Below are 22210 nucleotides of genomic sequence, written 5' to 3'. Positions count from 1 at the left end.
AATGGCAAACGATAAAGGTTTCGTGGATATGACACCGCAGGCCGGAAATGGTGATGATTACCGTGACCCAACGCACATTCCGAGTGAAAACGAGTTCACGAATGACATTAATAATGGCGTTGTGGATAAGAACAGCCGCACGTTAGCTAAATGGCTGCGTGAAAAACAATGGGGAGTCGATGTCCGAGAGGCATTGGCTCTTTTTGTTGAGTGGCTAAGCACAAAATGGCACAGCAACAAGGAACTGATTGATAAAAACTCTGATCGTCAGTCGCAAGTCGAAAAACGGCAGACAGATTTGGAGGGCCGTTTCACTGGTGTGTTGAGTGGTGCGACTCAGGATAGCGAGGTTATCGACGCGCGAAACAGTGAAACATACGGCAGCTTTGACGTATTAGACAAGCGGTTCGAAAATATCGAAAACCTATTGTCTAAGTATGTGCCCCAAGGATTCGAAGTAACCATCAAGCACAATTTAGGACACATGCCTACCGTTGATGTTTTCACTTACGATTGGGCTATCGGTACAGCTCCTAATGGATTTGGGACTGAACCAGACGGCTTATTTGGTGGTACAGATAGAGCTTCTGTCATTCGAAACGTGATTCACTTAGACGCCAACACGGTTAAGGTTATCTTGCCGCTTGATTATAAGGTAGACGGGGAATTAGAACGTCACGGGAACGACTTTTATTTAATTGACGGGATTCGAACAATCGAGTTCCGCCTAAACTAAGGAGGAAAAAATGAAGCATATTTTTAAAGGTATGTCGAACGAGAGTATCGACGTCATCAACAACAACTTCGATGAACTAGATGACCCTAACCGTGACCAGACGGTCAACGACCTGACGGTTAAGGGGGAACTAATTGTCAATCCTGGGCAGAAGGTTTATGAATCAGATGCTAATGAAGGAACGTTCCAAATTAAACTACGAAGAGTTGGAAACCTTGTTACGTTAAATTTCTACGGAGATATTGGAAACATTTCAACTGTTGGTGGGGCAACAATGAATTATGGAAAACCAATGATTAAACCTGGTTTTCGACCTTTATCTATTGTATTTAGTTCTGTTTCAACAACGGATATTGGGATGTTGTTTATCGCTGATAATGGAAATGTTGGTGTTTCAAAATCTTTTAATACCGGATATGTGAGTTCGTTCGTAACTTATATCACGCAGGATGACTTTCCAGAATAGGAGGAATCATGAATAACGAAAAATGGTTTTATATTTTTGATGAAACGAGCAAAAGATATCTTCATGCAGTTAAGCAAATGGAACAACCTGAAAACTCAACGGCTATCGACCCTTCAAATGTTATGTTTGCAAAATGGGATGAATTAAACGGATGTTGGAAATCAGACGAAGAAGAATTAAAAAACTTTAACGAAGTTCTAAATCAAAATAATAGTAACCCAGTTCAAGAACGTATGGCTACAATTGTCAAGTCAACGATGACGCAAATGACCGCGCAAAACGTACGCATTACGAAGTTGGAAACGCTTGTAAAGCAATTAACGGAAGGCGGTGCTAAATAATGTTTGACGCATTGAAAGATTGGTTCAAAGCTGGTTATTTCACTGAAAAAGACGTTGCAATGTTTGTCCCTTCCGAAATTAGGGAAGGACAATACTTCGAAATTACAGGTAAGGAATATACAAAGGAGGTGTAGCATTTGCCGAATTTAGGAATTGACCAATGGTGTGAAATCATTGGAGCTATCGGTACGCTTTCAGCAGGTATTGCTTGGGCAATTCGTTGGGGTATGAAACCAATGATGATGATGATTGATAGCTTAAAGGAACAAATTGCCGTGATGAACAAACGTGACGAAAAAACGCAGACGACCATTGAGGAAATGGACGACCGTTTGAATGATCACGAAACGAGAATCAAGGTAATCGAATATCAAAACAAGACGGCTTAATTAGTCGTTTTTTTAGTTAGGAGAAACAAATGAATTTCACAGATACAATTATTTTGGTAGGAGCGTTCGTCGGTATTTTTTCAATTCCTTTGATTCGCTTGTCACAGTACATTAAGGCACACACACGCAACGCCCATATTAAGACGGCGATGGACTGGGCAGGACAAGCGGTGTCATATGTTTCCGGTACAGAAGTTTCTAGCGACCAGAACAAGGAGCAGGCAATTGCAACGCTGACGGCACGAATTAAGGCGAACGGTTTGGCTAAGAACTTTACCGATGAACAGATTAAGTTTTATATCAATCAAGCCATTAACGAATTAAACAAGGAGGTCAAGTAATGACGTTATATGTAGGAGACGTTGCCTCACACCAAGGCGATAACATCGATGGCATTGTAAATGACAACAACGCTGTGATTGTTAAGGTGACAGAGGGTAATTACTATGTAAACCCCAACTGGCAGACACAAGCCAAAAAGGTTCTTAATGCCGGCAAGAAGTTAGGTTTGTACCACTTCATTAACGCCGGTGTAGATAACCAGACACAAGCCCAATTCTTCTTGGATAACATTGGCGACTTGGCTACTCAAGCAGGCGTGGCGCTTATTCTTGACTTTGAGAATATGTCAAACCGTGAACAGTACCCAACGTTGACTGGCGAGGAGCCAAAGGCGATTGCCGACTATATCGACGCTAATACTGGCAAGACGACTTGGTTGTATATCGGCTACGCTGACATTCAAAACGGATACTCATGGGACGATATGAAAGACCGTCCACTGTGGGTAGCTGATTATCCAACGAACGATGGCGGACCATACACACAAGAGTTGCAGGACTGGGTCGATAAGAACCACTTCAACAAGCTTAAGTTCTGGAGCATCGTGACGATGTGGCAGTATGACTCTGTTCCATATGATCGTTCTGTCTTTTATGGCGACGAAGGAACATGGGATAAGCTCGTGGGGGCTGGTCAATCACGGGAACAAGCCACGTTTCGAGTCCAATCGGCAAGTGTTGCGAATGATAGCACTGGCACAGTGGCTAAGCCATACATCGACAACTTCAAGCGAGTAGGCGATATTTGGGTGATTAAGGGTTCGTTCCGAAACACAACAACTCAATTTGTTAATAGTATTTATCAGTCACGAGTTGACGACTTATGTGCTGACCCTTTTGACTGGCTACACAATGGTATCTACACCAAGCTGCTTGATGACTTGGACGATATGGAAGGTCGCTCATTTGAAGACGGGCATTCCTTGAAGTTTAAGCCAGAATATCAACGTGGAACAATTGCCAAGTATGCACCAAATGTTGGCGAACACGGAGCAGTTGCGGTCGACTTTGGCGATGGTAACGGCTTGATTTGGTTTGACGCTAAGAAACTGTGGGAACACGAATAAAAAAGCCCTTCGGGGCGTACATAAAAAAGTTATACAACAGTATGTTATAATCTAATAACCTGATGGAGTATTCATGAAAAAGGAGTATGGGATATGAATATGAAAGAATTTTCTGATTATATAATCGATGTAGCAAACAGAAATAGTATTGCCATCTCTAATTTACAACTTCAAAAAGTAATGTTTTTTGGGTTGAGGTATGCTTTACAAAACAAAATTTATGATGAAAACTTCGTAAATCAATTGTATGATGAGAAATTTTTGGTTTGGCGTTATGGACCAGTAATTGAATCCATTTATGATAAATATCAAATTTATGGTGCTGAACCATTAATTGAGGCTCCAGATGTGAACCAATTATTTGTTGATGCCCAGTTAGAAAATAAATTGTGTGAGTTATTGAGGGAAAAGCCTTTTGATTTAGTGAATAAGTCTCATCAAGATGAATATTGGCAACGTAACCAAAAATATATTTCTGGTTGGCGAAGCGATGTAGAATATTCAATTCGAAGTGTAAGAACCGGTGAATAACAAATGGTTGATAAAAAGGATAATCCCGATTTAAATAGAGAATTAATTGATGGAATCAATAAATGTTTGGTTGATGACACCTCTGGTCAATTACCGGTAAGCAATTTGGTGAAGATTGTTGACCAGTTTAAAAACATTCCTATTCCATATTCAAAAATTACGAAAGTAATTTATGAACAAGAATCTGTAAACAAGCATGGTGTCGTTGCCCTCATTGAACAGCTTAGGAGCCATTTGTCAGAAATGGGTGAGCTCACAGCTGATAATCAACCTTTAGCTAAAATATATGAACATATTTCATTAGCACATACTCAGGTTGAGTATTTGCTTGGAGATGAGAAAATAAAAAAATTACAACTAAGTCTAGATGACACGGGTAATAAAGTAGAACAAAATATAACTAAAATAGATGAGAGAATTAGTGGAGTATATGCGGGATTTGTTTCAGTCCTTGGTATTTTTATAACGATTTCATTTACTTTATTTGGAGGAGTTGGTTTATTAAATAATCTTTTTTCAAATATTAAGTACGGATCGGATCCATCTGTAATCGGAAATTCTATTATGTTGTCGGGCATAGCAACCATACTCATATACTTATTGTCATTTACGTTAATGAATGGTGTACAAAGGTTAGCTAATCGATTTAGTTATAGTTATAAATTTCAATATATGTACATGAATAGGCCAAATGAAGACATCCGATATAGAAATTTGTTTATTGTACTTTCTATTGGAATTGGAATTATAATTTTTGGTTCAAAGTATGGACAACATTGGTCAATTATTCTTGGAATTCAATTGAATTACTTTACTATAATGATTCCATATTTTATTGTTTGTCTAATAGTTTTAAAACATGGTGTTATAATTCGTAGATTGGCGACAAACTTTTATGGACGATGGGGTAGAACATACCATTTCAAAGAAGTATGTGGTGCAGTACAAAAAAGAACTGGAATAATCGAAAAGTTAGAATTGGTATTTTTAATACTGAGTTTACTGGTATTAATTCATTCATTATCAATATGAAGACCTGCTTAATTGCAGGTCTTTTTTGTGTTCAAACATAAATTCAGCAGTAAGTCAGCATTAAATTGTGATTATAAAAGGAAAGACAGAACGACTGGCGCAGTAGGCGTTTGAAGTTTTGTTGATTTACTCAGCAAAGAAAAATCAAACATAAACGGAATAAAATCAAACATAAAATAGTAAGCAAAAACGTTGACAAATGGTACTATCAGTAGTATTGTAATAAGTATAGAAAGGAGGAAAGATATGAAGAAGCACAAAAGAAAAAAGCTGACAAATGCAAGAATTATGCGACAAGTTGCTGTAATCAACTTAATCGCTGCACTAATCAGCTTAATATCAAACCTGTTCAAATGAACAGTCAGCCCGCAAGGGCTGTTTTGTGTACCTTCATATTAACAAATTATGAACAAGAAAACAAAATACAACTACATTACATTAGGAATTAGCGCTTTGGCGCTTGTGATTGCAGTAATTGCATTGGTGATTTAAATGGCATTAACACAGACTGAAAAAAATAAAGCCTGGCAGGATAAGAATAAAGAGCACAGCAAGTATTTGAAGTACCGATCAACTTCACGATCGTTTATTAGGAAGTTAGCAACTGCTGACGACCTGGACGAGTTAGCGGTATTGATTGAAGAACGACGCAATATGTTATAACGAGACAGTCGTAACTACCGTAGCGACCTCTAAAAAACCACTCGATTTTTTTACTAAAATTGGGTGGTTTTTTGTATGTATATCACAGAAATATCACACTTTTTAGTTTTATCTTTGATATAAAGCTGTTTATAAGTTCGTTAGTCGGCATCATTTAAAAAGTCCCAACTGCAAAAAGCGGTTGGGACTTTTTTGTTGTGTTTATTAAAAAGCATAAGGAATCGATGATTATAGTCGATTCCTTTTTTATTGATTATTAATCCATAAATTCAAAGGCTGTTTTAACTGGCGATTTCGTATAAATCTGTGTAAAGGAAGGTGGGTTTCCAGTTTGAAGAGATTTGCATTGCCCTTTGAAATACATCGTTTATTAAAAGAAGCGAGGAATAAAAGAACGGCAATACTATCAGGTTTAGTTTTTCTGAAATTAAATGTCATACGTTTTGTAAATCCTGATCAAAACGTTCTTTATAAAATGACGGTAAAAATTGCTGAAGGGAAAATGACACAAAGTCAGCTGAAAAAATTTATTATGGAAAATGTCATTTTGGACTTTGAAACAATAAATGCATATAATGAAAGTGAAAATTAGCATGCTCTTGGTCATTGGGATTTGTTTTAATACTTAATATTAGTTATTCAACTTCAATAGATAAGGAGAAATTACATGGAAAATGAACATGTCGGTTTGGACCCGAGAATCTTTGCCGTTCATGACGAAGAGTGGCAAAAAATCGCCGATAAAGAATTCAAAAGAGTTGTGGAAGAACTTGTTGCTAACGAGGAAATTCGTGGAGCACTTAAAAAATTATCGGAAATATAGTCAAAAGAAAGCAATCAGATAAGCGCGGTTGCTTTTTTTATGAAAATGAAAAAAGCCTCCGTTCATTTCTTATGAACGAAGACTTTTTCCCGCGGTGGTCCTCGTAAGGATACCACAGCTATCGCTAGACTTATTATATAACGAAAAAGGTAGGCGTCAACGATTAAAGTTGCTCAAGATCATAATTTTCCGGAAAACCCATAGCTTTCATGAGATAAGGAATTTGATTTTTATTATCTTGTTTATAAGCTTGTAAGGCTTCATGAATGCCAGACTTTAGTAAAAGGAAACTGTTAGCAGCATTTGTATAGGAAAGCATATTAAAAAGAACGAACAAACTTGTGTTTGGATGCTTGTTGTTTTTTACTGATGTTTTTGAGATGCAAGAGTCACTATATAAACGACTATTATAAGAAATTTTTTTCTTTGTAAAATAATTGTATATTCTACCGCCGTGTGCCGCACGGTTTCGAAATTTATGGGTTAGAAAAATAATAGAGGAAAAGAGTTCAATCAATTCCTGGTCATCATGAGTATCAACGATTTCTTTCTTAAGCAAACGTTTGGCAAGCAATAATTTATCGGTAGGATTCAGAATTGTTATAGCCAATCGCAATGTCCCAAAATCAATTCCCTTTAATAAAATCCAAGGTGGAACATTTCCATGATTAGTGCGATAGTTTTTGAAAGGTTCGAAACGACTATTTTTAATCATTTTGAACTTACTAAAAAGTAAGTCGCGATCATAAAATAGCCCTTTTTTAGATGTTGGAGAACTAAGCTTTTTTCCACTTCTAAAAACTGATGGACTGATATATTTCTCAAATAATTCGGTATGCCTTTCGGATAAAAGATAGGAAAGGTACTGCTTTAAGGAGTTTTCGAAATTAATAAGGGAATCAATGACTGCAATACGAATTCGTGAATCGGTAAAATATAACGCGTAAATTTCCTCGAAAGTCGTTCCATCTATAAAGCAATCTGTAGATGAAAGAAATGGTTCCTGATATCCATTAATAATTTCATAATAACCGTCTGATGTAATTCTTTCAGCAGCTTTAACTTCATTTACAAATGTTAAATTTCTGGTTTTCAATAAAGTTATTTGCTGAGAGAGGGGAAGAAATGGTTTTTGGTTCATAAAATCCCTCCAAATGACAAGAGGCTCTTAGGAATAAACCTAAGAGCCTCTTGCTGGACGACATGTCCTATTCATTGATTAACTTAAGTATAATTTTGCTATTCGATTTTGTCAATAAACATTGGACGTTTCGATTTCTGACTGTTTCTGCAGACAGTTTAGCACGGATTCTGTCATTTTTAACTGTCGAAAATGGAATAATGCAGAATAAACATAATAATGAAATTCTTGATAAACAAGGATGATGGTTAAAAGGGCCAGACAGCCGTTGCTGTTTGGCTCTTTTTGTGTCGAAGCATTGCATGATCAATGACATATATTGATTTGTGTTGCAAGATAACGCAACCGTGTAAAGAACTATAACAACATCGGTAAAAAGAGCCCGGTTTTCGGGCTTTTTTGCAACATGTTGCGGGCTTCTGTAACAGCCGAAGGAAAAGATGATTTGTTCTAGGAAAAGTCTGTATTTTTTAATTTACAAAATAGAAAGTGGCGACTTTAACTGGAATAAAAGCAATGTTTTTGTCTTGTTAAATCGGTCAACTGAATGTAACAGATGCTTGTTGACGTCAGGGAATGCCTTTATAGCAAGGTTCATAAACTGTTTTATAAGTCACATCAGTGTAAGAAATATCCTTGTTATCTTTCTATAATCGTTGCGTGACTTTTCGTTATTCTTCGGCAATATCCCCCTTGTTATTCTAAGACTGTTAAATCACAGGGAAGAAAAAACAAGGAGAGATTGATATGCAAAAACGCTCATTAATCATCACGACAGTAACTGCTTTGACTTTCGGAGTTGTTGCCGGAGTTTCTTACAACCAACTCCAAGGAACGACTGAAACAGGTCAAACGACAAAGGTTGAAAAGAAGGTTAACCAAAAGGCTGCTGACCAACAAGTAACTTCTAATGAAGAAAACGCTGCTCAAGTTGAAAACACGGACTACAAGTCAAACGACCAAAAGACCGAAGCGCCAACGACTGCTCCTGCTAAGGAAGAAAAAGCTGCGGAAGCACCTGCACAACGCACTGACGGCTTTAACTTCTTGGGACAACACTTTGACGTGACTGACTTCTCAGACACGCAAGGTGGACGTACGCCAAGCTGGACGCCATACATCTTTAAGTGGTCTGCTTTGAACAACTACTACCTTGCAGAAGCCGCATCAAAGGGTGGACAAACACTCCGTGGCTTGCAGGAAGGTTCAGAAATCGTCTTGGACGGCCAAACGTACCACGTGACAGAAATTCGTCATGGTATGACGCGTAAGAGCGCCTACCAAGATGTTGTGGCTTTGACGCAACAACACGCTGTTGGAATCCAAACCTGTGATAACGAAACTGGTAGCTTGATCTCTACTTACTGGTTCGACTAAATAAGATAAAGAAAAAGCACCTTCGGGTGCTTTTTTAATTGAATTGGACGAATAAGTCCGTATACTAAAGAAAGATATTCAAAAGGAGGCCGGCGCGGATGCGACTTTGGCATTATAAAATCATCAAAACAATGTCTCGGCAACATTTGTTAGGGCAGTGGCGTGAATGTTTAGCCATTACGGGTGCGATCAAGAAGCACGGGGAAGTGAATCACGCGACGGTGAACCGATTGAACGAGTTCTCACTCGATCACTTGAAGCTTTATACGGAGCTGGTGAAGCAGGAGATGCAGCGGCGGGGTTACAAGACCTCTGAGAAGTCGCATCAAAAGCTTATTGATGACATCGGCTATGACTTGGAGACGCCGATACCGTTTGAGGAAAACGAGGAGGGGGATGTGTTTTTGGATGACGGTACCGAGCTCTACGCTGGTTTCCACGACTACCGTTACTTGCTGCAGAACCTTTATATGATGCAGGAGAAGGCCGATACGAATCAGATTGAACAGGAAGTATGGGACAACATGCTTGCTTCTGTTTCGAAAAAATATTCTGAATTAGCCGATTTAAAGTAAAAGAAAAAGCCTCGCAGGAAAGCGAGGCTTTTTTATTTATTCTTCAAGAAAGTGGGTGTTCTTTGCTTTCCAGTCTTCCAACTTAATGGTCAACCAGAACGAGTAAATTCCAAGCGTGATGATTGAAAGTAGGAACCATTTAATCCAGTTTCCGAAAAGTCCAAGAGCTGAACCTGAGAAATGCAGGCGCTTACCATTAACAACGCGGTGGTTAGTAAACCAGCCGTACTTTAAAACGATTGCTAATGGGGACAAGATACCCAATGTGCAAACTGTAATCAAGAAACTAAGAACTGAAATACCGATATAGTTCAAAATATTCCCATCAAAAAATGATGTGCGTCCAAATTTTTCTTCCAAAACCATTCTCCTTTTGTATCGTTCTAAACAAATTACAAGTTTAGTATACTCTTTTAGAAAAAAGATACAAAAAAGGCAGGAGTATCTCCTGCCTTTTTCTTATTATCGGCTATAACGACCGTTTACGAACGTCAAGTCTTCCGTGTCAGAATATGTGCTGTACGCCTTCACGATGGCGATGATCAAATCAATCAAAGCCCAAAGCCCAAATGTACCGGCGTTGATAATCAACTTTAAGATTCCAATTCCGATTTGACCACGCATGAAGCGATCGACGGCAAGGTTTCCAAACAAGAAAGCCCCCAGCCAAACGAAGAGGTGCTTGTTAATTGTCTTTTCCATGATTTTCTCCTTTAAAATAAATACGGTAAATTTTCTAACGATTCTATTCTACAGAAGCGATGTATATAAAAAAAGCACATTACCTCAGGTAATGCGCTTTTTTATATGATTCTTATGCTTTCACGTCTTCAATCATGACGGACTTCTTCCCAATGGCGAAGAGGATCAATCCAAAGGCGATGTAGGCACCGAGTACGAGGAGTGGCATAAGCGTTGCGTTTCCGTCAAAGAATGTCAGGTTACGTAAGAGCGTTCCCGTTGCACCAGGTGGCAAGAGTTGTCCAAAGGCTCCAAAGCCGGCTGGTAACATCTCGGGTGCGGATGGCAAACCGGAGAGTGGGTTACCAAGCAAGATGAGCATGATGGCCGCGATGATCAATCCCTTGTTTCCCATGACTTCCAACAGTCCGAGGACGAAGAAGGCTGTGGCTGCGATACCGAGCATGGCACCGAGTGACGTTAAGAAGTAGTTTCCGTCAAAGGTACCGACACCGAACTGGATAACGGCGGTCAAGCCGAGTCCACCGATGATGGCAAAGACGATGGCAGCCCAGAACTTTTGGCGCTTTCCTTTGACCGCGTTGGCAATGGCGACGGAACCAATCCAACCACCCAAGGCGATTGGCAAGGCACCGGCGGCCAAACCTGTTCCCTTCGGGTCAGCGGATGGGAAGCCCTTCAATTCGACCGTCTTGAGCGACTTTTGGTCGATGGCGGCCAGCTTCTGGTTCAAGACCTTTACTGTTTGAATATCTTGGGCTTGGTTCAACATCGGCATGATTTGTGACTTGGCTGCTGCCTTTTGTCCAGAGACGATGTTCTCACCGATTTGGTCGAGCATCTGTGAAACAGCGGCGGATGCTGCCGTAGCCTTGTAGAGGGTGAGATCGCCCTGTTCAGATAAGGCGAAGGCCCCGTAGACTTCACGGTGGTTCACGGCCTTCTTCATTTCAGAAACGGACTGGTACTGCGTGACGTCGAAGTCCTTATCCTTCAATGGCTTGGCCATCTTTTGGTAGGCCTGGTCGTTTGTGGTGACGATTCCAATCGGCACGTTGTGCACGCCGGACTTAACGGCTGGGAGTGAGAAGGCGGTCATCATGATTCCGAGAACCACCGTCAACCCAACAGCTAAGCTTAAAATAAACTTTGGTGATGATACTTTCATTTTTCTTTCCTCACTTATGTTTTGCTGTTTTTAATTATAGAAAGTCCGCGCAAATAAAAAAACCAACAATCGTTGGTTAAAAGTTGGATATCTTTGATGTGGAAGCGATTTGAAATCCCGACAAGTGTTGTTTTAAAGCGCTCAACTGAGGTTTTTATCGTCCAGAATTTTGAGCAAAATATCTGGCATTAATTGACCCAAGATTTCGGCCAGTTCCTCTGGGCTCTCTTCAAAGTCAGACCGAACCCAGGTCGTCAAGAAGTTGATGACAGACGAGGAAAGCAGCGCCAGGGCGTATTTGGATGGGATGGTCAGTGATAAATCTTGGGTGAGTGCTGAAAACGTGTCTTCGGCTCGGGCGCGCATGCGACTTTCAAAGGAGTGTTCGGCGTTGTCTGAGAGGAGCAAGGAGACGAGGTCTTTGTGCTTGAACGTGATGGTGACAAACGATCTGGAGCGTAGGCGGAGCTGTTCTTGGATGCTGCCGGACAACCAGTCGACATCGGGCAAGGAATTGATAAGTTTGTCCATGAGATCAACTTGGATTTTTTCCATCAAGTCTTCTTTGTCCAGGTAGTGGGCGTAAAAAGTCGAGCGGTTCACGCTCGCGCTTTCGATGATATCTTTGACAGAAATCTTGTTATAGTTCTTTTTCTCGAGTAATCCTAAGAAGGCCTGACGGATGGCGTAGTCGGCTTTTGAGTATCGTACGTCGTCTTTTACTTTCATCATTTTCTCCTAAAAAAAGCTGCCCGAAACGGGCAGCTAGTGAATCAATCAGCTTTGACTGTTACTTTCTGCTTGGCGCGGAAGTCGGCGCTAAACAGGCCCATCATATAAGAATCGTGGTATTCGCCTTCGGCGAAAAAGTGTTGTTTCAAGCAACCTTCTTCTTGGAAGCCAAGCTTCTTATAAATATGGATGGCCGCGGCGTTTTCAGCGTCCACGAAGAGGTAAATCTTGTGGAGGTTCAACACGTTGAAGCCGTATTCGATTCCGGCCTTCATACCAGCCTGGGCCAAGCCGTGCCCCTGGTACTTGGAATCGATGATGATCTGAATTTCGGCGTGGCGGTGAATCGTGTTGATTTCCATCAACTCAACCACCCCCGCAAAAGCGTTATCCTTTTCAATCACAAAACGACGCTCCGTCTGGTCTAAGACGTGGCGGTCGTAAAGTAAAGTCAGTTCGTCAAAAGAGTTGTATGGTTCTTCGAACCACAAGGCCATGACGGAACGGGAGTTCTTCTGCCGGTATATGTGGGGCAGGTCGCGCTTTTCTAATGGACGGATGTTCATTATTTGCCTCTTTCTGATTTTTTAGTATCATAACATATTTCTCGGAAAAGAAAGTAAAAACAAAAAAAGCGAGACCTTTCGGTCTCGCTTTTTATCAAATTGCCCTTGCTGGATTCGAACCAGCGCATAATGGCACCAGAAGCCACCGCCTTACCGCTTGGCTAAAGGGCAATTACTTGATATATATTATCGGTTTTTTCTAGAAATTGCAAGTCTATTCGGCAAAAAAGTTGGGATTTCTTTGCCTTAGAAGAGGGGAGGATGAGCCTGCTTATATCAAACCGGGACAAGTCGATCTGATTTCGAAAGAAGATGAATGAAATATAAGACAGATTTGAAATTGCTGACTAGACCAATTATAATAAAACAAGAAGATACCTTGAAAACTAAAGGAATGAAGGACTTATCCAAAGGGAGGTTTTGAGATGGCGATACCCCGCTACATTGAAATTCATAACGAGATTAGACAGCGTATTGCAGCAGGTGAGTGGAAGACAAACAAGCGCTTACCCGCCGAACGTGAACTGGCTGCTTCCTTCGATGTTTCCCGGATGACGCTCCGTCAAGCCATTCAGACATTGGTTGACGAAGGAATCCTGGAACGCCGTGTTGGATCCGGAACGTTCGTTGCCGAAAAGAAGGTTTCCGAACGTGCTTTGGGCGTCACTTCCTTTACAGAATTGATGAAAAAGTCCGGCCGTGAAGCACAATCTGTCACGGTTTCGTACAAAATCACAACGCCATCTGTTTCCGAAATGGATCACTTAAAGTTGAAGGCCGAAGACGAAGTCTTGGTCATGGAACGTCTGCGGATGGGGGATGACGAACCAATCTTGCTCGAGCAAACGACTTTGCCCGTCTCACTCGTCAACAATTTCACCCGTTCATCTTTGACGGACTCCCTTTACAAGACGTTGATTGACGCCGGTATTCAACCGGGTCGCGCCGACCAGACGGTGACGGCTTCGCTCGCCACGGAACGTCAAGCCGCCCTGCTTGAAATCAAGCGTGGTGACCCAATCTTGTCTGTTCGCCAGGTCTCATACGACCAAGAGGACAATCCATTCGAATACGTTCGCTCCTACTACGTGGGTGACCGCTTCGAATTTAAGTTAACACGATAATAAACAAAACCTTAGGTGATGCCTCACTTAAGGTTTTTTTATTTTGCATTTTTGTTAAACAAAAAGAAAGAAAAAGTATAAAATAGTGAAAGTTTGCACAAAACAAAAAATACCTGTTATAAAGAGGAGGGATCAAGTTTCATCCAAATAAAATAAGGAGTCATAAAAAGATGAATAATAAATTTGGAATCGAATTAACGGATAATGAGTTAATGAAGATTAATGGTGGAAGCAAAGCCACTCGAAATGCAGGACGTGCCTTCGGATTCGTAGCTGGTACCACCTTAAAGGTCTTGTTAACCTGTCCTATCTAAGTGTGAGGTAAAAATAATGGAAATAATGTTAGATAAAAACAATATCCTGACGAACGAACAGTTAGCTTCTGTTAATGGAGGGATGCTTTGGAAACCGTTTCCTCCGCATGTTGCTGATAATCGTGATTTTGCGGTTGGATTTGGCGAAGGATTTATAGCAGGTTTCCGCGGTAAGCGATAATAAAATCGAATGAATCGTCATTTGAACAATTAAGAAACTTGATTCTACTGGAAGGGCTATTGCTAAAAGTAGCCCTTTTGGTGGTTAATAAACTACAAGGAGATGTCGATGGATTATACACTTAAAAGACCAAAGTTTTTACCGATTATATTTATTGCCACGGTTGCGATGTATTACTCGGTAACGCTTCAATCTGATTTTGCTTTTTTGAGCACTGCTTTAATTGGTAGTGCCATAACGCTCACTTTATTTGGAACAGAAGGCTTTAATAAGCTGTACAGTAAAATGGTAGCGCCAATCTGGTTCCCGATTTTCATGGCCGTTATCAATGATGTATTCGTCGGCTTAGTAGCGGCCTTAGAAAAGACTTCTACAAACAATTCAGATTTATTTACGAGCTCTGCTATTCTTGGTGTCAGAGAAATTCATAGTTTTTGGGATACTTTTTGGTACATTGTTGAATTTATGTTTTCAGCTGTGAATGAAGAATTGTTCATTCTACCGGTTCTTTTAGCGGGGTATGTTTTCTTTAAGAAATCGCAGGTTGCCTGGTATGCAAGCAGCCTCGTGACTGGAATTATCTTTGCATTGCTACATTTTGCGGTTTACCCATTGTCTGCTTGGACAATCGTAGCACTTGCTGGTAGTCGGATGATAATGAATGAAACATTCCGCTTGACTGAATCGATTTATGGGCCGATGATCATGCATTTTGTTATTGATTCAGTGGTTTTAGCATCTATACTTCTCTAAGTTGCGATATCAAAAGCCTTTCGCTTTAGCGGAAGGCTTTTTGCTATCATAAAGAAAGAACAAGTAGGGAGAGTGCAACCATGACAAGTAGCCGAATTTTCTTAGGAAAAAAGTCTTTTTCTCGTTCCTTTAAAATGACCTATGACCAATTAATGGCAAAGCAGCTTTTGATAACCGGACAAACGGGTTCAGGAAAGTCTACGTCTGCAAAACGCATGATTCACGAACTGCAGAAAAACGATTTGACCAACATTGTTTTTGATCCAACCGGAGAATATGGCCTTGATTTGGATAATTGCGTTGAATACCGATTGACGCAAAATGCGTATATTGACCTGTCGAATCAATCGGCAGAAACGCTCGTAGGACTATTTAACCTTAATTGGGACGGGCTATTAATAACGAAGCTAGCCGCAGCCATCACTTCTTTACGTATCCAGCAAAAAAAATGGTAAGCGAGGTGCCTTATCCAAAATCAATCTTTCTGTGGATGACTTTGAGCGGGAAGAACAGGGCTTGAATTCGTTACATAAAACCTACAATATGGAACTGTTACCCGAGCAAATTATCGAAGAATTTGCTCGCCCGTTTTCAACCGATGATGCTAACTTTAAGTTGTGCGGACAAGAAATTGACAGAGTGAAAGTACGCTACTATTGGGAGGATATTCAACAGCTCAAACAATTACTGAAGGACAGCACACTTAATCAAATCTTCCATTTTAAGCCAGTAGAAAATGGAGGAACCCATTACGAATTGTCCTTTATTTTGAGGACTTTTGAAAAGCGAATCAATAAAAAACGTTCATTAATCGTTAATTTATCAGCCCTTCAACCACATATCGCCATACAAAAAAGAGTTTTGTCTTATTTAATGGATGAGGTACTATTAAACAGATTGAGTGAAAATGCCCAAATACCTGTCGCCATCTTTATAGATGAAATCCATCGTTATATACCGGAACAACAACCAATAAACGAAAATGGCCTCTTCCATTTACTGCGTGAGGGTCGTAAACACAAGCTAAACGTTGTGGTTTCGACGCAATCCTTAAAGGATTTGCCTGAAGTATTACGGGGCCAGTTCGGGTCTAATCTGATTCATCGTTACCAGTCCAAAGAAGAGCTCGAAGGTTTTGGATTGTCGAAAAGGTTACTGAATAAATTACCAAAACTTGGAGTAGGAGAAGCATTGTTGCTGACAGCTGATAAGCGCCCTTCATTTGTAAAAATTCAAAAACCAAATACTATGTAAAAAGCCGGACGCGAGGAGCGTCCGGCTTTGACTTTGCCATTTTAAATTGCTAATCCCAGTGCACCATGTAGCTCATGGAAAGCGTCAAAAGTGCTGAGAAGAGGATGGCGTAGACACCAACAACGGGGATGAGCAGTGAAACAAACAGTGCGCCAAAGAAGAAGGCGAGCACTGCGGTCGCTACGTCCTTTGAACGGTGGGCCATCTCGACGTCCTTCTTAAAGAGTCCGTCGTAGGCGGCTTCGCAAAGTGCCCGAAGGTTTCCGGTCATCAAAAGCGGCATGAAAGGGGAACCTTCCAAGACACGGAACTCCTGCAGGGCCGCAGCGGCTGCACAGGAGAGGATGGCCGTTCCGACAATGTTTGGAACTGAATGTCCAAAGAAGGCGGACAAGGTCAGCAACATGGTCATGTATAAGAGAACGTATTGACGTTCTTTGTCCTTTGAGAAGCCTTTGATTTCACGAAGGTGTTGGAACATCTTCACGAGAATTGTACCGATTGTAAAGGCCATCAGTGAAAAGGCATATTGCCCAACGCTGCCCCAGTTAAACTGGCTGACGTTGATTCCGAGTAAGACGATGTTTCCAGTCTGCAGACCGGCAAAGACCTGGCCGTGCACGTGATAGGAATAGGCATCGAGTGAGCCAGCAGTCATTGTAAGCAAGCTCATGAATAAGACGCGCTCATGCGCGGGATAGTGATGTTCTGTCAATTTCTGCTACCTCCAACAAGGTTATTATTGTACAACAAAACGGTACACTTTGGCTAATGGCGTATAAAAAAGCACCCGGGATTCCGGGTGCTTTTTGACTTTTATAGCGGTAAATTACTTGTGGTTGTACTTCTTTGCCAACCAGTCACCAGTGACCTGGACGATCAAGACCATGATCAACACGAGGATGGTTGCGACCAGGGTCGTGTCGTTGGCGAAGCGGTTGTAACCGTAAGCCACGGCCATGTTTCCAAGACCACCGGCACCGATGGCACCGGCCATTGCCGTCAAACCAATCAAGGAAATCAACGTCACCGTAGACACGCGGATGATTTCAGAGCGGCCTTCCTTGATGTATACCCCAAAGATGATTTGGGAGAAGGAAGCACCGATTGATTGCGCGGCTTCGATGATACCAGCGTCCACTTCGGACAAGGCCACTTGGATTTGGCGCGCGTAGAATGGGAAGACACCCAATGACAATGGGACCAAAGCGGCGTTTACACCGATTTGTGTTCCGACGATGAGCTTCGTGAACGGTGCGATGAAGGCCAACAAGATGATGAATGGTACCGCACGGAAGACGGAAACGACCTTATCAAAAATCCAGAAGAGCGTCTTGTTTGGCGTGATACCGCGCGGTGCGGTCACGACCAATCCGACTCCAAAGACCAAGCCGAGCAGGCCACCGAAGACGGCTGACCAGAAGGTCATGAAGAGCGTTTGGAAGATGGCTGTCCACCAACCAGTGTCACCCGTCCACCCTTGGTAGACGACGTTTGGGAATGTTTCTGCAAACCATGTACTCATGCTTGTTCTCCTTTCAAGATGTTAACGGTAACGGATTGGGCTTCTAAGAAGTCGAGGGCGTCTTGAACGTTTTCCGTCTTGCCCGAGAAGATAACCAAGAGGGAACCAACTTCTTCACCTTGAAGGATTTCAACGTTTCCGAAGAGGATGTTGGCCACGATGCCGAAGCGTTCGTAGATGCTCGTGATCAGTGGTTCGTTCGTGGCGTTACCGGAGTACGTGAGCTGGGCGAAGATTTCGCCTGGCTTCAAGTCAGTGACGGCGTCGCTTTGGCTAATCGTTTCGATGGCCTGGTCTTGGTTCGTGGCCGTCTTGATGAATTCCTTCGTCAATTCAGCTTGTGGCTTCGTGAAGATGTCCAACGTGGAGCCCTTTTCCAAGAGCTGTCCGTTTTGCATCACGGCGACCTTGTTGGCGATTTCCTTAACGGCTTCCATTTCGTGGGTGATCAAGAGCACCGTCAAGCCGTATTCTTGGTTCAACTTCTTGAGCAAAGCCAAAATTTGGCGGGTTGTCTTGGGATCCAAGGCGGAGGTTGCTTCATCGGAAATCAAAATTTCAGGGTCGTTGGCCAAGGCGCGGGCGATGGCAACACGTTGCTTTTGTCCACCGGACAATTGACTTGGGTATTGCTTAGCACGGTCGGAAAGGTCAACCAAATCCAAAAGCTTAGCGACCTTTTCCTTCTTCACGTTTTCTTTTTCCTTGCTATTTTCCAAGGCGAAGAGCACGTTTTCTTCAACCGTTCGTTCGTTTAGGAGGTTGAAGTGCTGGAAGATCATACCAATCTTACGACGCTTTTCCTTTAATTCGTTTCCCTTGATGACCTGACGGTTTTGACCTTCGCCATTTGAGAAGAAGGTTTCGCCGTTGATGATCACAGAACCGTTCGTTGGTTCCTGCAAGAGGTTCACCGTACGAACAAGCGTTGACTTACCGGCACCAGAGTAACCGACGATTCCGTAAATGTCACCCTTTTGGACGTCGATGGAGACGTTTTGAACGGCGTGAATCACCCGACCCTTTGGTCGGAAGGTCACGTCAATGTTTTGCAATGAAACAATAGGCGTTGTCATGTAAAATCCTTTCGTTTTAAGCGGCCCGGAAGGGGCGCGTTTTTATATAAGTAATAATGAAAATAAACGATTAGTTAAAGTTCTTGTCCCAAGCAGGTTCTTCAGCATTACCGTACTGCTTTTCGATGATCTTCTTCACCGCGTCCGTCTGGTAGGACTTCACCACCGCCTGGATTTCCTTCTTGTGCTGGTCCTTTGCGCGGGCAGCAAAGATGTTCACCCAAAGCTTGGCGTCCTTGTTCAAAGGCTCCGTGTAGATGGCATCCTTGTCAGACAAGCTAGCTGCCGTTGCGAAGTTTCCGTTCACCACGACACCCTTGGCATCACCCAACGTACGGGCCGTCTGGTCAGCCGCGATTTCCTTGATCTTCAAGTTCTTCGGGTTCGACGTGATGTCCTTGGTCGTCTTCAATCCAGAACCGGCTGACAGTTCAATCAAGCCCGCGTTCTTCAAAACGAAGAGGGCACGGCTCTCATTTGACGCGTCGTTTGGCACGACAATCGTGTCGCCGTTTTGGTACTCGGACACGTTTTTGTACGTCTTTGAGTAGATGTGGATTGGGGCGATGTAGGTGTCACCAACCGCCTTCAAGTCCGACTTGTTCTTGTCGTTGTATGCGTCCAAGAAGGCGTTGTGCTGGAAGGAGTTGATGTCGACGTCCCCGTTTTCCAAGGCTTTGTTTGGCTGGGAGTAGTCAGTGAAACGCTTGAATGTCAGTGTCACGTGGTACTTTTCCTTGGCCGTCTTCGCGACTTCCTGCCAGATGGCGTCGTCTTCCTTGTTGGCGGACATGAGTCCTACGGTCACCGTCTGGTTCGTTTTCTGATTTGGAAAAACGAAGGAGAAGTAACCGAGAATCAGGATGACGAGGAGGATAATGCTGTTGATGATTTTGCTTTTATTAGACATGAGTTCTCTTTATGTTTCGTAACTAGCGATAATTTCTTTCAGGACTTCTATATTATCATCATAGTCCTTTAAGCGTATATTTTCATTGGGGGCGTGGTCCAATGAACCGGGGTAGCCGATTCCGAATCCGACGATGGGCGCCTTGATTGCCTGGTAGGCGTAGTTCATTGGGCCTGTACCGGCTGAGGTCGGAATGACGACCGGTTCTTCATCGAAGTGGTCTTTGTGCACGTCGATGGTGCGGATGATTTCAGGATCCGTCATATCGGACCGGTACCCAGCTTGGCCGAGGGTCTTTTCGACGACGATGTCGTCGAATCCGCGTGCGGCCAAGTGGCTCTCAATGGCCTTAAGGGTGAGATCTGGATCCATACCCGGGACAAGACGGGCTTCGAGTTTGGCAAGTGCTTCCGCAGGAAGCACTGTTTTCACACCAGCGCCCTGATAACCCGTCGTAATCCTCTCAATATTCAGCGTCGGCTCAAAGTAGAGCGCCTGCTTCCAATCCTCATCCCGCAAGTCCGTCAAGAGCGGCGCCAGCACCTCGTTTTTTTGAACGAAATCCTCGCGGGTGTCCTTTAAATCGGCCACCAATTGTTTCTCACGCTCGTTTGGCTTGCGCACCTCATCGTAAAAGTGGGGCACCGCAATCCGACCATTCTCATCGAACAGCGTTGAAAGCGCCTGGCTCAAACGGAATGGCGCCGACTGCACGACCGCCGCCAGCGACGAATGCAAATCGAATCCGCCCGTCTTCGCCTTCAAGTTAAAGGTCACGATTCCCTTGTTACCACCGGTGATGACCGGGTGCTCGTCCTTATCCTTTGCACCCGACTCCCAGATAATCAGGTCTGCCTGCAGCTCCGGGTGCTTTTTGAAGTAGTCGTCCAAGTGCTGCGAAGCGGTTTCCTCTGATCCTTCCACTACGAAAGTCACATCCACGGGCAACCCATTCTCGTGCTCCTCTAGGTACTCCGCCACAGCAGTGAGCCGCGCCGTCAGGTTCCCCTTATCATCGTCCACGCCTCGTCCAATCAGCAGACCGTCCTTTTGGGTTAACGTCCAGGGATCGCTCTTCCAAAGGTCGAAGGGCTCAGCCGGCTGCACGTCGTAGTGGTTATAAATCATCACCTTCTTGGCATCCGGCTTTTCACTCTTGAAGTGGCTAATCACGAGCGGTGCGAAGTAACTGTCGTCGACCGTCGTCTCACCACCAAGTTCGGTTAAAGCTTTTGCAATTCGGTTTGCTGCTTCCGGCAGGTGTTCGCGCTTTGCCGAAACGGAGGGGATCGCGATGAGCTCTTTTAGTAGCTCTAAGTATTTTTCTTTTGCGGTCGTCATGTTGTTCTCCTTTCTTCTATTATGTATGCGGAAGAATCCGCGTGTTTTTGAAACGGCTTCCGCCGTGCCTTTCAATCCAGCGGAAGAATCCGCGTGTTTTGTGAGGCGGCTTTCGCCGTGCCTTTCAATTTAGCTAAAGCGTCGTGATTCAATCGTCACGGTCGCTTCTGACTTTGACATCGTCAGCCAAATCGTGCGTCACAACGAAATCTTAGTTAAATGAGCGGTCAAAGGCTGGCAATGACACGTTGTTGTATGCCTTTTCGATGGCCTTCTTCACGTCGTCTGACTGGTAAGCCTTCACCAATTCTTTGATGATCTTCTTATTCTTGTCCTTGGCGTTTGTTGCAATTAAGTTCACCCATTCCTTTGAATCCTTGTTCAATGGTTCGGCGAAGATTGACTTGTCGAGTGACAAGTTTGCTGAAAGGGCGTAGTTCGTGTTCACGACTGCTCCTTGAACGTCGTTGATCGTGCGGGCCGTTTGGTCGGCTGGCAATTCCTTGATCTTCAAGTTCTTAGGGTTCTTCGTGATGTCCTTAACCGTGACAAGTTCTTGTCCGTCCTTCACCTCAATCAAACCAGCGTACTTCAAGAGCTTCAAGGCACGGCTTTCGTTTGATGGGTCGTTTGGCACGACAATCGTGTCACCATCTTGGTATTCAGAAACTGACTTGTACTGCGTTGAGTACAAGTGGATAGGGGTGATAATCGTGTCACCAACGGCCTTGATGTCCGTCTTGTTCTTCTTGTTATAAGCGTTTAAGAATGCGTAGTGTTGGAAGGCGTTCACATCGATGTCACCACTCGTCAACGCCTTGTTTGGCTGTGAGTAGTCCGTGAAGTTCTTGTACTTCACCGTGATGCCGTATTCGTCTTTGGCTTTCTTTGAAACGGCGTCCCAGACGATGTCGTCTTGCTTGGTTGTGGTCATGCGCCCAACCGTAATCGTTTTATCGGCTTTGGCGTCGTGTCCCCCAAAGCTAAAGTAACCAGCGGCAGCAACTGCCACGACAGCGATTCCTGAAACAATCCATTTTTTCTTTGACATAATTCTTCTCCTATTGCTTTTGAAGGTAACA

32 protein-coding genes and 1 tRNA gene are annotated in these 22210 nt (G+C 43.0%); 20 read left to right on the top strand and 13 right to left on the bottom strand.

The window, feature by feature from the left end:
* The first annotated feature begins 1 nt into the window (after position 1).
* The 12 genes from NFX39_RS02205 to NFX39_RS02150 all read left to right on the top strand — a co-directional run bounded on the left by NFX39_RS02205 (position 2) and on the right by NFX39_RS02150 (position 6389).
* Positions 2-736: a hypothetical protein gene (locus NFX39_RS02205; protein WP_252442623.1), complete on the top strand. Its 735-nt coding sequence runs from the start codon at positions 2-4 to the stop codon at positions 734-736.
* Positions 737-746: 10 nt separating this feature from the next.
* The gene (locus NFX39_RS02200) at positions 747-1202 is read left to right on the top strand and encodes a hypothetical protein (protein WP_252442622.1); all 456 of its coding nucleotides are present in this window, start codon (positions 747-749) and stop codon (positions 1200-1202) included.
* An 8-nt stretch (positions 1203-1210) separates the two neighbouring features.
* Positions 1211-1543 carry a hypothetical protein gene (locus NFX39_RS02195; RefSeq protein WP_252442621.1) on the top strand — a complete coding sequence of 111 codons (333 nt, stop codon included), beginning with the start codon at positions 1211-1213 and terminating at the stop codon, positions 1541-1543.
* Positions 1543-1677, top strand: a complete 135-nt coding sequence (locus NFX39_RS02190) for an XkdX family protein (RefSeq protein ID WP_252442620.1) — start codon at positions 1543-1545, stop codon at positions 1675-1677. Before NFX39_RS02195 ends, NFX39_RS02190 begins: the two co-directional genes overlap by 1 nt.
* Before the next feature lie 3 nt (positions 1678-1680).
* Positions 1681-1932, top strand: coding sequence for a hypothetical protein (locus NFX39_RS02185; protein WP_252442619.1), 252 nt, complete (start codon positions 1681-1683; stop codon positions 1930-1932).
* Between the two features lie 29 nt (positions 1933-1961).
* The gene (locus tag NFX39_RS02180; protein WP_252442617.1) at positions 1962-2273 is read left to right on the top strand and encodes a phage holin, LLH family; all 312 of its coding nucleotides are present in this window, start codon (positions 1962-1964) and stop codon (positions 2271-2273) included.
* Positions 2273-3340, top strand: coding sequence for a GH25 family lysozyme (locus tag NFX39_RS02175; protein WP_252442615.1), 1068 nt, complete (start codon positions 2273-2275; stop codon positions 3338-3340). The genes NFX39_RS02180 and NFX39_RS02175 overlap by 1 nt, the downstream gene beginning before the upstream one ends.
* Positions 3341-3433: 93 nt before the next feature.
* Positions 3434-3871 (top strand): Panacea domain-containing protein, encoded by a 438-nt coding sequence (locus tag NFX39_RS02170; RefSeq protein WP_252442613.1) that lies wholly within the window; start codon positions 3434-3436, stop codon positions 3869-3871.
* A 3-nt stretch (positions 3872-3874) separates the two neighbouring features.
* Complete coding sequence (locus NFX39_RS02165) at positions 3875-4903, top strand: hypothetical protein (protein WP_252442611.1); 1029 nt, start codon at positions 3875-3877, stop codon at positions 4901-4903.
* A gap of 492 nt (positions 4904-5395) precedes the next feature.
* Positions 5396-5566, top strand: a complete 171-nt coding sequence (locus tag NFX39_RS02160) for a hypothetical protein (RefSeq protein WP_252442609.1) — start codon at positions 5396-5398, stop codon at positions 5564-5566.
* A 331-nt stretch (positions 5567-5897) separates the two neighbouring features.
* Positions 5898-6158 carry a hypothetical protein gene (locus tag NFX39_RS02155; RefSeq protein WP_252442607.1) on the top strand — a complete coding sequence of 87 codons (261 nt, stop codon included), beginning with the start codon at positions 5898-5900 and terminating at the stop codon, positions 6156-6158.
* Between the two features lie 75 nt (positions 6159-6233).
* Positions 6234-6389 (top strand): hypothetical protein, encoded by a 156-nt coding sequence (locus NFX39_RS02150; RefSeq protein WP_252442605.1) that lies wholly within the window; start codon positions 6234-6236, stop codon positions 6387-6389.
* A 163-nt stretch (positions 6390-6552) separates the two neighbouring features.
* Here the strand turns inward: NFX39_RS02150 and NFX39_RS02145 are convergent, their stop codons facing one another.
* Complete coding sequence (locus NFX39_RS02145) at positions 6553-7530, bottom strand: Abi family protein (protein WP_252442603.1); 978 nt, start codon at positions 7528-7530, stop codon at positions 6553-6555.
* A 747-nt stretch (positions 7531-8277) separates the two neighbouring features.
* Between NFX39_RS02145 and NFX39_RS02140 the strand changes: the two genes are divergently transcribed.
* Together NFX39_RS02140 and NFX39_RS02135 are read left to right on the top strand one after the other, a co-directional pair.
* Complete coding sequence (locus NFX39_RS02140; protein WP_252442601.1) at positions 8278-8907, top strand: hypothetical protein; 630 nt, start codon at positions 8278-8280, stop codon at positions 8905-8907.
* Between the two features lie 98 nt (positions 8908-9005).
* Entirely contained in the window at positions 9006-9482 is a 477-nt protein-coding gene (locus NFX39_RS02135; RefSeq protein ID WP_252442599.1) for a pyrimidine dimer DNA glycosylase/endonuclease V, read from the top strand.
* A 36-nt stretch (positions 9483-9518) separates the two neighbouring features.
* On the opposite strand, the gene NFX39_RS02130 is transcribed toward NFX39_RS02135, so the two are convergent.
* The 6 genes from NFX39_RS02130 to NFX39_RS02105 form a co-directional block, all read right to left on the bottom strand.
* On the bottom strand, positions 9519-9842 hold the full coding sequence (locus NFX39_RS02130; RefSeq protein WP_252442597.1) for a DUF898 family protein: 324 nt from the start codon (positions 9840-9842) through the stop codon (positions 9519-9521).
* Positions 9843-9944: 102 nt separating this feature from the next.
* Complete coding sequence (locus tag NFX39_RS02125; protein ID WP_252442595.1) at positions 9945-10184, bottom strand: NINE protein; 240 nt, start codon at positions 10182-10184, stop codon at positions 9945-9947.
* 112 nt (positions 10185-10296) lie between these two features.
* Positions 10297-11352: an ABC transporter permease gene (locus tag NFX39_RS02120; protein WP_252442593.1), complete on the bottom strand. Its 1056-nt coding sequence runs from the start codon at positions 11350-11352 to the stop codon at positions 10297-10299.
* Between the two features lie 141 nt (positions 11353-11493).
* Positions 11494-12081, bottom strand: a complete 588-nt coding sequence (locus NFX39_RS02115; RefSeq protein ID WP_252442591.1) for a TetR/AcrR family transcriptional regulator — start codon at positions 12079-12081, stop codon at positions 11494-11496.
* Positions 12082-12125: 44 nt separating this feature from the next.
* Positions 12126-12650 (bottom strand): GNAT family N-acetyltransferase, encoded by a 525-nt coding sequence (locus tag NFX39_RS02110; protein ID WP_252442589.1) that lies wholly within the window; start codon positions 12648-12650, stop codon positions 12126-12128.
* Between the two features lie 99 nt (positions 12651-12749).
* Positions 12750-12821 (bottom strand) — tRNA-Gln (locus NFX39_RS02105).
* A gap of 254 nt (positions 12822-13075) precedes the next feature.
* Between NFX39_RS02105 and NFX39_RS02100 the strand changes: the two genes are divergently transcribed.
* The 6 genes from NFX39_RS02100 to NFX39_RS02075 all read left to right on the top strand — a co-directional run bounded on the left by NFX39_RS02100 (position 13076) and on the right by NFX39_RS02075 (position 16276).
* Positions 13076-13774: a GntR family transcriptional regulator gene (locus tag NFX39_RS02100; protein ID WP_252442587.1), complete on the top strand. Its 699-nt coding sequence runs from the start codon at positions 13076-13078 to the stop codon at positions 13772-13774.
* 170 nt (positions 13775-13944) lie between these two features.
* A complete protein-coding gene (locus NFX39_RS02095; RefSeq protein WP_252442585.1) occupies positions 13945-14088 on the top strand; it encodes a bacteriocin in 144 nt (47 codons plus the stop codon).
* Between the two features lie 16 nt (positions 14089-14104).
* A complete protein-coding gene (locus NFX39_RS02090) occupies positions 14105-14269 on the top strand; it encodes a hypothetical protein (RefSeq protein WP_252442583.1) in 165 nt (54 codons plus the stop codon).
* 108 nt (positions 14270-14377) lie between these two features.
* Positions 14378-15022, top strand: coding sequence for a CPBP family intramembrane glutamic endopeptidase (locus tag NFX39_RS02085; protein ID WP_252442581.1), 645 nt, complete (start codon positions 14378-14380; stop codon positions 15020-15022).
* Between the two features lie 80 nt (positions 15023-15102).
* Entirely contained in the window at positions 15103-15477 is a 375-nt protein-coding gene (locus tag NFX39_RS02080) for a helicase HerA domain-containing protein (protein ID WP_252442579.1), read from the top strand.
* Positions 15478-15538: 61 nt separating this feature from the next.
* Positions 15539-16276, top strand: coding sequence for an ATP-binding protein (locus tag NFX39_RS02075; protein WP_252442577.1), 738 nt, complete (start codon positions 15539-15541; stop codon positions 16274-16276).
* Between the two features lie 49 nt (positions 16277-16325).
* Here NFX39_RS02075 and NFX39_RS02070 read toward each other — a convergent pair whose 3' ends face one another.
* The 6 genes from NFX39_RS02070 to NFX39_RS02045 all read right to left on the bottom strand — a co-directional run bounded on the left by NFX39_RS02070 (position 16326) and on the right by NFX39_RS02045 (position 22179).
* On the bottom strand, positions 16326-16991 hold the full coding sequence (locus NFX39_RS02070; protein WP_252442575.1) for a YoaK family protein: 666 nt from the start codon (positions 16989-16991) through the stop codon (positions 16326-16328).
* Positions 16992-17105: 114 nt separating this feature from the next.
* The gene (locus NFX39_RS02065) at positions 17106-17801 is read right to left on the bottom strand and encodes a methionine ABC transporter permease (RefSeq protein WP_252442573.1); all 696 of its coding nucleotides are present in this window, start codon (positions 17799-17801) and stop codon (positions 17106-17108) included.
* A complete protein-coding gene (locus NFX39_RS02060; RefSeq protein ID WP_252442571.1) occupies positions 17798-18877 on the bottom strand; it encodes a methionine ABC transporter ATP-binding protein in 1080 nt (359 codons plus the stop codon). The genes NFX39_RS02065 and NFX39_RS02060 overlap by 4 nt, the downstream gene beginning before the upstream one ends.
* 70 nt (positions 18878-18947) lie before the next feature.
* Positions 18948-19787, bottom strand: a complete 840-nt coding sequence (locus NFX39_RS02055; RefSeq protein WP_252442569.1) for a MetQ/NlpA family ABC transporter substrate-binding protein — start codon at positions 19785-19787, stop codon at positions 18948-18950.
* Between the two features lie 9 nt (positions 19788-19796).
* Positions 19797-21128, bottom strand: coding sequence for a M20/M25/M40 family metallo-hydrolase (locus tag NFX39_RS02050; protein ID WP_252442567.1), 1332 nt, complete (start codon positions 21126-21128; stop codon positions 19797-19799).
* 211 nt (positions 21129-21339) lie between these two features.
* Complete coding sequence (locus NFX39_RS02045) at positions 21340-22179, bottom strand: MetQ/NlpA family ABC transporter substrate-binding protein (RefSeq protein WP_252442565.1); 840 nt, start codon at positions 22177-22179, stop codon at positions 21340-21342.
* Between the last annotated feature and the right edge of the window lie 31 nt (positions 22180-22210).

This window comes from Fructobacillus apis (assembly GCF_023893635.1).
In the GTDB taxonomy this organism is placed as follows: Bacteria; Bacillota; Bacilli; order Lactobacillales; family Lactobacillaceae; genus Fructobacillus; species Fructobacillus apis.
This window is presented reverse-complemented; position numbering and strand designations above follow the sequence as displayed.